The 10,208-nt window shown below is 59.9% G+C and carries 11 protein-coding genes and 1 pseudogene; 7 read left to right on the forward strand and 5 right to left on the reverse strand.

Annotated elements, in window-relative coordinates; translation table 11 throughout:
• Nucleotides 1-170: 170 nt before the first annotated feature.
• The 5 genes and pseudogenes from LC354_RS23860 to cobU all read right to left on the reverse strand — a co-directional run.
• A pseudogene (locus LC354_RS23860) lies at nt 171-806 on the reverse strand (IS630 family transposase); the annotation flags it as partial.
• 30 nt (nt 807-836) lie between these two features.
• Complete coding sequence (locus tag LC354_RS23865) at nt 837-1,013, reverse strand: hypothetical protein (protein WP_223428489.1); 177 nt, start codon at nt 1,011-1,013, stop codon at nt 837-839.
• Between the two features lie 106 nt (nt 1,014-1,119).
• On the reverse strand, nt 1,120-1,797 hold the full coding sequence (locus LC354_RS23870; protein WP_223428479.1) for a glutathione S-transferase: 678 nt from the start codon (nt 1,795-1,797) through the stop codon (nt 1,120-1,122).
• Between the two features lie 60 nt (nt 1,798-1,857).
• Entirely contained in the window at nt 1,858-2,430 is a 573-nt protein-coding gene (locus LC354_RS23875; protein WP_223428480.1) for a histidine phosphatase family protein, read from the reverse strand.
• Complete coding sequence (cobU, locus tag LC354_RS23880; RefSeq protein WP_317849392.1) at nt 2,427-2,996, reverse strand: bifunctional adenosylcobinamide kinase/adenosylcobinamide-phosphate guanylyltransferase; 570 nt, start codon at nt 2,994-2,996, stop codon at nt 2,427-2,429. Before cobU ends, LC354_RS23875 begins: the two co-directional genes overlap by 4 nt.
• A gap of 44 nt (nt 2,997-3,040) precedes the next feature.
• Here cobU and LC354_RS23885 point away from each other — a divergent pair, with 44 nt between their 5' ends.
• The 7 genes from LC354_RS23885 to LC354_RS23915 all read left to right on the forward strand — a co-directional run bounded on the left by LC354_RS23885 (nt 3,041) and on the right by LC354_RS23915 (nt 10,086).
• Nucleotides 3,041-3,919 carry an RNA polymerase factor sigma-32 gene (locus LC354_RS23885; RefSeq protein ID WP_223428482.1) on the forward strand — a complete coding sequence of 293 codons (879 nt, stop codon included), beginning with the start codon at nt 3,041-3,043 and terminating at the stop codon, nt 3,917-3,919.
• Nucleotides 3,916-4,686 (forward strand): ChaN family lipoprotein, encoded by a 771-nt coding sequence (locus LC354_RS23890; protein WP_223428483.1) that lies wholly within the window; start codon nt 3,916-3,918, stop codon nt 4,684-4,686. Before LC354_RS23885 ends, LC354_RS23890 begins: the two co-directional genes overlap by 4 nt.
• A gap of 111 nt (nt 4,687-4,797) precedes the next feature.
• On the forward strand, nt 4,798-5,991 hold the full coding sequence (coaBC, locus tag LC354_RS23895) for a bifunctional phosphopantothenoylcysteine decarboxylase/phosphopantothenate--cysteine ligase CoaBC (protein ID WP_223428488.1): 1,194 nt from the start codon (nt 4,798-4,800) through the stop codon (nt 5,989-5,991).
• 59 nt (nt 5,992-6,050) lie between these two features.
• On the forward strand, nt 6,051-6,518 hold the full coding sequence (dut, locus tag LC354_RS23900) for a dUTP diphosphatase (protein ID WP_223428484.1): 468 nt from the start codon (nt 6,051-6,053) through the stop codon (nt 6,516-6,518).
• Nucleotides 6,518-7,576 (forward strand): HesA/MoeB/ThiF family protein, encoded by a 1,059-nt coding sequence (locus LC354_RS23905; RefSeq protein ID WP_223428485.1) that lies wholly within the window; start codon nt 6,518-6,520, stop codon nt 7,574-7,576. The genes dut and LC354_RS23905 overlap by 1 nt, the downstream gene beginning before the upstream one ends.
• Nucleotides 7,577-7,612: 36 nt before the next feature.
• Entirely contained in the window at nt 7,613-9,625 is a 2,013-nt protein-coding gene (locus LC354_RS23910; protein WP_223428486.1) for a M3 family metallopeptidase, read from the forward strand.
• Nucleotides 9,626-9,858: 233 nt separating this feature from the next.
• Nucleotides 9,859-10,086, forward strand: coding sequence for a CoA transferase (locus LC354_RS23915; protein ID WP_223428487.1), 228 nt, complete (start codon nt 9,859-9,861; stop codon nt 10,084-10,086).
• Nucleotides 10,087-10,208 lie beyond the last annotated feature (122 nt).

Here is a 10,208-nt window from a genome sequence, read left to right on the forward strand (position 1 = left end):
CTGACCAAGCATCGTTGGAAACCGAAGTCACTGCCTGGTTCCAAAACCGAAACAACGCACAGACAATAACCAAATGGCACTTCACTACTGAGGATGCCAGAACAAAGCTCATGCACCTATACCCGCAAATTGACTGAATCATGGGACTAGTGTTCTGAGTCTGACGCTTCCTACCTGTTTCCACGAATTTCATCCAGCGCGTTGAGTGCGCGGTGCTCCCGAGCGAGGATGTCCTCGGCGGTCTTGGTCCATTTGAAGGGCTTGGGCCTTTCATTGTGCAGGGCCAAGTAATCGTAGATCGCGGCCTCCAGATCGTCGACGCTGGAATAGCTGCCGCGTCGGATGCGTCTTGACGTGATTTCGGCGAAGAAGCGTTCGACGAGGTTCAGCCACGATGCGCTGGTGGGCGTGAAATGCAGCTTGAAGCGCGGGTGCTTGTCCAGCCAGGCCCGCACCTCTGGCGTCTTGTGCGTTGCGTAGTTGTCCAGCACCAGATGGACCTCGCGCCGCGCGGGCACGGCCTTGTCGATCTGTCGCAGAAATTTCAGGAACTCTTTCGCCCTGTGGCGGGGCATGCAATCGCCGATGACCGTGCCCGATTTCACATCTAGCGCGGCAAAGAGCGTGGTTGTGCCGTGGCGCTTGTAGTCATGGGTCATGGTCGCGGCGCGCCCCTTTTTCAGCGGCAACCCGGGCTGGGTGCGATCCAGCGCCTGGATTTGGGACTTCTCATCCACGCACAGCACGACGGCGCGATCCGGCGGGTCGAGGTAAAGTCCGACGATCTCGGTGACCTTTTCCTCGAACATAGATTGTTCGAACTTCCTGCCGTTTGATTAGCCCATCTGGAACAGATTGAAGTTGCCGCTGAGGTTTCCGCCATAGCAATAAAATGGTTTCTTTTTAAGGCACGCCATGGAAAATGCAGGCATGCCGGGCGTCATGGCGCATTGCACTTCGACCTCGCGCGCCTCCACCCCCTGAAATGCAACCGTAAAGGCCCGTGAGACCATGATCCGAACTCCCCTGTCAGAAGTTAATGGCTAAACGGGCGTGGTTTACGATGGGTTAACGTATCACGGGATGCTGAGAGTTTAACCATCCTTGGATCACCGAATTTCAGACCGGCCATGCTTTGGTCGGCAGGTTCATCGGGTAAGGATCTGGATCATATTTGATTTTCTGCCCTGCGTCGCGCCAGCTTTGAAAGACCGGATCGCGCAGGGTTTGCAGGCAATAGGCTCGGGCCGCGTCGCTGACAGGCAGATCGTAGCCGATGATGCGGGCACAGACCGGCGCAAAGAACACATCGGCCAGTGAATACCGTCCGAACAACCATTCGCCTTCGGATTTCAAGGTGGCGGCGTGCGCCCAGAGAGCCTCGACCCGGGCGAGGTCGGACCGAACGGCTTTTGACGGGGAAAAACCGACATGGACATGCTGCAATTGCATCGGGCAGTCGCCACGCAATGCGCTGAATACGCCGACCATTTCGGCGCAAAGCCATCGCGCAGTCGCCCGCGCCGCTGACCCGGCAGGCCACATGCCTGCGTCAGGGTTTTCTTCGGCCAGTGTTTCCGCCATCGCCAGCGTTTCGCCAATCACGGTCCCATCGGTGCGTTTCATCGCGGGCACAAGCCGGGCCGGTGCCAATGGCGCCATGTCCTGCGTCATCGTGCCGGCGTAGAGCCCGATCATGTGGGTCCGGTGCGGCAGGTTGAATTTCTCCATCATCAACCAGCCCCGCAAGGACCAGCTGGAGAAGGTGCGATCGCCGATATAAAGGTCATACGTCATGGGACACAGATTAACCTTAGTCGTGGCGCTGTGACCAACGTTGATTTGTGCACGGGCCAATCAAGGCGCGTGATTGATCGTCACGGCCCTGCCCTGCGACGGTTCTAGCGTCGTGACAGACAGCGGGTCGATCGTGTGGCCCAGAACGTCATAGGCCGTCAGACCCAGAACCGCCTGCACCTGCGTCAGGATCACGCCAAAATGTGCGACCGCAATGATATGGGCATTGGGATGTGCCGCCTCGATCCGCCGGACGGCCATGGCAACGCGGGCCGCCGACTGATTCCAGCTTTCGCCGCCGGGCGGTTTGTGATCCCCCGGGGTTTCCCAATAGGCCCGGCTGAGGTCGGGATGCCAATCGGCGACGGTCTTGAAATGCACACCATCCCATGTGCCAAAGTGGAACTCGCGCAGAGCCGGATCGTGGCGCAGCCGTCGTCGTCCCCCTTGCAGTGCGTGCGCCGTCGTGACAGCGCGGGTCAAGTCAGAGGAAATCACCAACGCGTCCTCGGGCAGGTGCGCGCGCAGCCTGTCGATGGCGTCCGTGTCTGACAGATCGGCGGGCACATCGCGCCACCCGGTAAATGTTTTTTGATGCGTCGGCCCGTGCCGAACCCAATGCCAGGTGGTCATGGATGTGCCCCTTTAAGAACATGGCTCAGCCCTGCAACGACATGGATCACACAATCCGCCTGCGCGGCCAGTGCAATGTTGAGCCGCCCTTGCGCCTCCCGGAATTGCCGGGCCAACGCGTTTTCCGGCACGATCCCCTGACCCACTTCATTGGAGACAACGACAACCGGCGCTGCACAAGCCGCAAGAGCCTGTAACAGGCGGACTTGTGCCTCGGGCACATCACCGCCGTCCAGCATCACATTGGTCAGCCACATGGTAGCGCAATCCAGCAAGACAGCTTGATCCCTGGTGCACGATTGCAGCACAACGCCTACGTCTTTTGGCGCGTCATGGGTCGTCCAGCTGGCATCACGGCGGCTGAGATGCATATTTATCTTCGCCTGCATTTCATCGTCGAAAACGCGTGACGTCGCGATGTACAAAGGCTTTAACCCACTGTTAACAGTTAAGTTTTCAGACACGACCGACTTACCCGAAGCAGCCCCTCCCAAAACGAACGTCAATGACGGCAACACTTTTTTCATCTTTCCAGTGAACCAAAACGATAGTTCGTCCGTAGGCATTATAAGTGCGAGAAACAAGACCAGCCGTCCAGGGGGATGATCGTATGGCTTTGGATAACGTCAGAGAGATGTCATTGTCGCGTACAGCGATGAAAGCAGAATTGTTGGACGCGGAAACGGAATTACGCCTGGCCTACGCATGGCGGGACGAGCGTGACGAAGCCGCGCTCCACCGTTTGATCACCGCATACATGCGTCTGGCCATTTCCATGGCTTCGAAGTTCAAGCGTTATGGTGCGCCCATGAACGACTTGATCCAGGAAGCGGGTTTGGGCCTCATGAAAGCGGCTGACAAATTCGATCCTGATCGCGGGGTCCGGTTTTCGACATATGCGGTCTGGTGGATCAAAGCGTCCATTCAGGATTACGTGATGCGCAACTGGTCGATGGTGCGCACCGGGTCTACGTCATCGCAGAAATCACTGTTTTTCAACCTGCGCCGTGTTCAAGCCCGTTTGGAGCGTGAAAGCCAAGCGGCTGGGCAAACGCTGGACAAGCACCAGCTTCGTCAAATGATTTCGACCGAAATCGGCGTGCCCTTGCATGACGTGGAAATGATGGAAGGGCGTTTGTCGGGTTCGGATTACTCCTTGAATGCGACACAGTCTGCCGAAGATGAAGGGCGCGAGTGGATCGACGCCCTGGAAGACGACAGCGCGCAGGCGGCTGAAACGGTTGAGCACTCTCACGACACGGCACAACTGCGGGCGTGGTTGCTCTCGGCGATGAACGCCCTGAATGAGCGCGAGCGGTTCATCGTGCGTGAACGCAAATTGCGGGACCAGCCGCGGACATTGGAAAGCTTGGGGCAGGAACTGAGCCTGTCCAAGGAACGGGTGCGCCAACTTGAGGCTGCTGCCTTTACCAAAATGCGGAAATCTCTGGAAAGCCAGAGCCGTGAGGTTCATCATTTCCTCGTATGAGGTATCTGTTAAGCTTCGCGTTTGTCTTGATTGGCCTGCCCGTGTCGGCGGGCCAATTTGATGCAGACGTTCTGATATTGGGTGAATTTCACGACAACCCGCATCATCACATGCGTCAGGCTGAAATAGTGGCAGCGACTCAACCCAAAGCGTTGGTGTTTGAAATGCTGACCGAAGCACAGGCGGAGGCGCATGTGCCGGGCGCGGATGCCGCAACACTTGAAATGGCATTCGAATGGGCCGACAGCGGATGGCCTGACTTTGCCATGTACTTCCCGATTTTTGCCGCCGCCCCTGAGGCACAAGTCTTTGGTGCGGCGGTTCCGCGCACAGCGGCGCGCGCCGCGATGACCAACGGTGTCGTGGCGGCTTTCGGCGATCGTGCACAAACGTTCGGACTGGATACGCCGCTGGACGCTGACGAACAGAATGCTCGGGAAGCCCTGCAGATGTCTGCCCATTGCGACGCCTTGCCGCCCGAAATGTTGCCCGCGATGGTCGATATTCAGCGTCTTCGGGATGCGGAACTGGCCCGCGTTGCCTTGCGCGCCCTTGAGGTCACCGGCGGACCTGTTGTGGTGATTACCGGCAATGGCCATGCCCGCCTGGATTGGGGTATGCCCGTCTATCTGAGCCATGCGGCCCCTCAGGTCTCGATCACGACTTTGGGTCAGGGCGAAGACGGCGCGGCCTTGCAAGGCTTGTTTGACATCACCGAAACGGCACCTGGCGTGGATCGACCTGACCCGTGTTTGGCGTTCCAATAAATTGCCGGTACTGCCGTCTGACCGCGCGCCCGCGGCATCTGTCGCCGTGGGCTGGCCCTTGTCGCTCCATGGCTCTATGGTCGGCCTGACACCATGACCGGAGCGAAGATCATGCTGACGGACAAGCGCATTCTGCTGATCCTGACGGGGGGCATCGCCGCCTATAAGGGTCTGGATCTGATCCGCCGCCTGCGCGAACGCGGCGCCCATGTGACCCCCGTTCTGACCCGCGCAGCGGAGCAGTTCGTGACACCTTTGTCCGTGGCCGCCCTCGCCGGGCACAAAGTGTATCGGGACCTCTTTGATCTGACCGATGAGGCCGAGATGGGTCACATACAGCTCAGCCGTTCCGCCGATCTTGTTCTGGTCGCTCCCGCGACCGCAGATATCATGGCCAAGATGGTTCAGGGCCGGGCGGATGATCTGCCTTCGACCCTTCTGCTCGCCACGGACACGCCTGTGATGATTGCACCGGCGATGAATGTGCGCATGTGGGATCATCCCGCGACCCGTCGTAATCTGGCGCAATTGCGCGCCGATGGCGTGACCGTGGTTGGCCCCAACAAGGGCGACATGGCGTGCGGCGAATTTGGTCCGGGCCGAATGTCGGAGCCTTTGGAGATTGTCGATGCGGTCGCCGCGCATTTTGGCCCACGGCCTTTGACGGGCAAACGGGTGCTGGTGACGTCGGGGCCGACGCATGAACCGATTGATCCCGTGCGCTACATCGCCAATCGCTCATCCGGGGCGCAAGGTACGGCACTGGGCCGGGCCCTAGTCGGACTGGGCGCGGAGGTGATCTTTGTCACCGGGCCTGCGGATGTTGCCCCACCTGATGGCGTACAGGTTGTGCCAGTCCAAACGGCACAGCAAATGCGGGACGCCGTCGTTGCCGCCTTGCCGGTGGACGCGGCGATTTTTGCGGCGGCTGTTGCGGATTGGCGCGTGGCCAGTGCCAGCACCCAAAAGCTGAAAAAATCCAAGGATGGACTGCCGGTGCTGGAATTCGCCGAAAATCCTGACATTCTGGCCCATGTAGCGCAGATGTCCGAGGGGCGGCCCCGCCTGGTGGTAGGGTTTGCGGCCGAAACCCACGATGTGCAGGTGCATGCCACGGCCAAACGGCTGCGCAAGGGCTGCGACTGGATCATGGCAAATGATGTATCGCCCGAGACTGGCATCATGGGTGGATCAGAAAACGCCGTCACTTTGATTTCGGATGAAGGGGCGGAGACGTGGCCGCGCATGTCGAAAACGGATGTGGCGCGGCAATTGGCGGAACGGGTGGCGGCGGCCTTGGCCTGAGCGATCATGGTGAAATGGCGCGCGGGGTGGCCCGTTGCTCTATGAGTTTATTTGGCAAGATGAAGACAGGATCAGTTGTGCTTGAAATCATGCGCGTGGCGGGGGCGGATCCCGACGTTGCTTTGCCGTCTTACGAGACAGGTGGCGCGGCAGGGGCCGATATTCGGGCAAATTTTTTGGACAGGCAAAGCGTTATGCTGGCCCCGGGTGCGCGGATGTTGGTGCCGACAGGCCTCGCCATGGCGATCCCGTCGGGCTTTGAGGTACAGGTGCGGCCCCGGTCCGGATTGGCCTTGAAACACGGGCTTACCTTGGTCAACAGCCCCGGCACCATCGACAGCGACTATCGCGGCGCGGTGGGCGTGATTGTGCTGAACACTTCGGACACGCCGTTTGAAGTGACCCATGGGATGCGCATTGCCCAGCTTGTTCTGGCCCCGGTCGTGCAGGCGGCGTTTCGGGAGGTCGATGACCTGGATCAAACGGACCGGGGTGCGGGCGGGTTCGGCTCCACCGGAGCGGTCTGATGCTTTTGGTGTTCGCGCTGGCGGCGGCGCTTTGGGGCGTGGGTGCCATGATGAAGACGCCGCGCCGCGACCGATGGATCATGATCGGCCTGCTGTATTGTGCCGTACTTGCCCTGCATGTGGCTTTGCCTGACGGCGATCCGCTCCGCATGGCCACCGGAGAGAGTCCCGCATTCTGGCTGATCTTTGGTGGCTTTGCCGCCATTGCCGTTGCCTATCGCCTTGTGTTGCGCCGGTTGCGCGGCCGGGTCATGGCGCAGGAAGAGCAAATCGAGCGCCCCCCGCAGGGTCCCTTCACCGACACGGAATTGAACCGATACGCCCGACACATCGTGTTGCGAGAGATCGGCGGCCACGGCCAGAAGGCGCTGAAGGACGCCCGCGTTCTGGTGGTTGGTGCAGGCGGCCTGGGCGCGCCTGTGTTGCAATACCTGGCGGCGGCAGGTGTCGGCACCCTTGGCGTTATCGACGATGACACGGTTGAGAATGCCAATCTGCAACGGCAGGTCATTCACCGCGATCAGGATATCGGCATGCCGAAAGTGTTTTCCGCCAAGGCCGCCATGGAGGCGCAGAACCCCTATGTCACAGTGCGCCCCTATGACCGCCGGTTGACTGCGGAGATCGCTGACGATCTGCTTGTTGACTATGATCTGGTGATTGATGGCACGGACAATTTTGATACCCGCTATGTGGTCAATGCGGCCGCCGTGGCGCGTGGTATTCCGTTGATTTCCGGGGCTCTGGCCCAATGGGAAGGGCAGTTGAGCGTATTTGATCCGGCCCGGGATGCGCCCTGCTATCGGTGTATTTTCCCACAGGCCCCGGCGCCTGAGCTGGCCCCCAATTGCGCCGAAGCCGGGGTGATTGGCCCGCTGCCCGGTATCATCGGGTCGATGATGGCGGTTGAGGCAATCAAGATCATCACAGGAGCCGGCACGCCGTTGCGCGGCGAGATGGTCATTCACGACGCGCTGTATGGTGAAAGCCGCAAGATCGGCCTTGCCCGGCGCGCAGATTGCGAAACATGCGGCCATATCCCCATGGCGACCGGGTGAAACCCGCCCTACATAGCTTTCAAAGGAGATTACCACATGACCAACGTGCTTTTGCAGGACTGGGACACGCCGTTTCAAATCGCCCCCTTCGATGCCATTTCCGACACGGATTTCGCGCCGGCCCTGGACACGGCGCTTGCCCTTCATCAAGACGAGATTGACGCCATTGCGGGCAATGCCGCTCCTGCCGATTTCGCCAATACAATCGAGGCGTTAGAGGCGGCAGGCCATGCGCTCGATAAGGTTCTAGGTGCGTTTTTCACCATGGCCGGAGCGGACAGCAACCCGGTGCGCGAAGCCCTGCAACGTGAATTTTCTCCCAAGCTGGCCGCACATTTTGCCGAGATTTCCGGAAACACCGCCCTATATCAACGCGTAGCGGATGTATGGGCGCAGCGTGACGACCTTGACCTGAGCGAAGAGCAGGCGCGGGTTCTGATGCTGACCCATCGTGGGTTTGTCCGCTCTGGTGCCGCCCTCAAGGGGGCGGATGAGGACCGGATGAAGGTGATCAAGGGGCGGCTGGCCGAGCTGGGCACGCAGTTTACCCAGAACCTTCTGACCGATGAGCGCACCTGGTTCATGGCGCTGGCCGAAGAGGATCTGGCGGGCCTCCCGCCCTTTGTCATCGATGCCGCCCGTGCGGCTGGCGTGGAAAAGGACGCAGGCGGCCCGGTTGTCACGCTGTCGCGGTCGCTGATCGTGCCGTTCCTGCAATTCTCCACCCGGCGCGATTTGCGCGAGAAAGCCTACAACGCATGGGCCGCACGTGGAGCCAATGGCGGCGAGACGGACAACCGTGCAATTGCAGCAGAAATCCTCAAGTTGCGGTCCGAGCGGGCAAAGTTGCTGGGGTATGACAGCTTTGCCGACTACAAGCTGGAAACCGAGATGGCCAAGACACCAGACGCCGTGCGCGACCTGCTGATGGCCGTTTGGGAGCCCGCCAAGGCCCGCGCCGAAGCAGATGGCGCCGTACTCGAAGAGATGATGCTGGCCGACGGTGTCAACGGCCCGCTGGAGCCTTGGGATTGGCGGTTTTATGCGGAGCGCCGCCGCAAGGACCTGCATGATCTGGATGAGGCGGAGTTGAAACCGTATTTTCAGCTCGACCGGATGATCGAGGCGTCGTTTGCCTGTGCCACGCGCCTCTTCGGGCTGGAGTTCAAACCACTCGACGTGCCGCTTTACCATCCCGATTGCCGGGCGTGGGACGTGACTCGCGATGGCAAACATGTGGCGGTCTTCATTGGCGACTACTTCGCGCGCGGCTCAAAGCGCTCCGGCGCGTGGTGTTCGGCGATGCGGGCGCAGGCCAAGTTTCCTGCGCCGCAAACGCCCGTCGTCATCAACGTTTGCAACTTTGCCAAGGGCGACCCTGCGTTGCTCAGCTATGACGATGCGCGGACGCTGTTTCACGAGTTCGGCCATGCGCTGCACCAGATGCTGTCGGATGTAACCTATGAAAGCGTGTCCGGCACATCCGTGGCCCGCGATTTCGTGGAATTGCCCAGCCAGCTGTACGAACACTGGCTCGACGTGCCGGAAGTACTGCGCGAATACGCGACGCACGCTGAAACCGGTGCGGCAATGCCGCCGGAGTTGTTGGATAACGTGCTGGCAGCCGCGACTTACGATATGGGTTTTCAGACAGTGGAATATGTCGCCTCGGCGCTGGTCGATCTGGCCTTCCACGAAGGGCACGCACCCCAAGATCCGATGGCCAGACAGGCCGAGGTACTGGAAGGCATGGGCATGCCCCGCGCCATCGGCATGCGCCACGCGACGCCGCATTTTGCACATGTCTTTGCGGGGGACGGATACTCATCCGGCTATTACAGCTATATGTGGTCCGAGGTGATGGATGCCGACGCCTTTGCGGCATTCGAAGAAGCCGGCGGCGCGTTTGATGCCGAAAAGGCCCGCGCGTTGGAGCAAAATATCCTGAGTACGGGCGGCAGCGCCGATGCTGCGGATTTGTATGTCGCCTTTCGGGGCCGTTTGCCGGGGGTTGAGGCATTGCTCAAGGGACGTGGCCTCGCGGCGTAAAACGGCGTTCAAGCGACAAGAGGCACGTTCTTGTTTCCCATTTCAGCGGAATGGGGAATGGGCCATTTTGAAGGCAATTGCCTTCGGTCCACGCCATGCCACTGACCCTGCCGTTTTTTGCAATGGCGCGGTCGTCTGGCTGTATGAGTGCGATTTATGGATGTGGGGAACCTGATGTCGAAACCGCTTGAAGGGCGGTTTTGCTGTAACCAGCTGGCGCACTTGGTGCGGAAGTGATCAAGGTTGAGGCGGTTGAGCGCGGCGACCTCACGCGTCAGTTGGGCGCTGATCCTGCGCTGAGCGAGGCCAATATGGGCGTATCTTTTCTCGCACAGAATACAGACAAAAAATCGGTCACCGGCAATCTGAAGGTGCCGCAAGGCAGAACTCTGTTTCTGAAACTACTCTGCACCGCCTACGTTTTTGTCGGGTATTTTCGACCCGGCGTGATGAAACGGTAGGGTTTGGATGATGAAACGCTCAAAGCCGAACACCCGCGATTGATCGTATCCGTCTGGTGTCGGCGCGGTTTCAGGCCTTTTCCGGCTGCCAGTTCCACGGCATGAGTTCGTCGATGCGATTG

Origin of the sequence: Tateyamaria pelophila (genome assembly GCF_019966495.1) — a bacterium.
Taxonomy (GTDB): domain Bacteria; phylum Pseudomonadota; class Alphaproteobacteria; order Rhodobacterales; family Rhodobacteraceae; genus Tateyamaria; species Tateyamaria pelophila.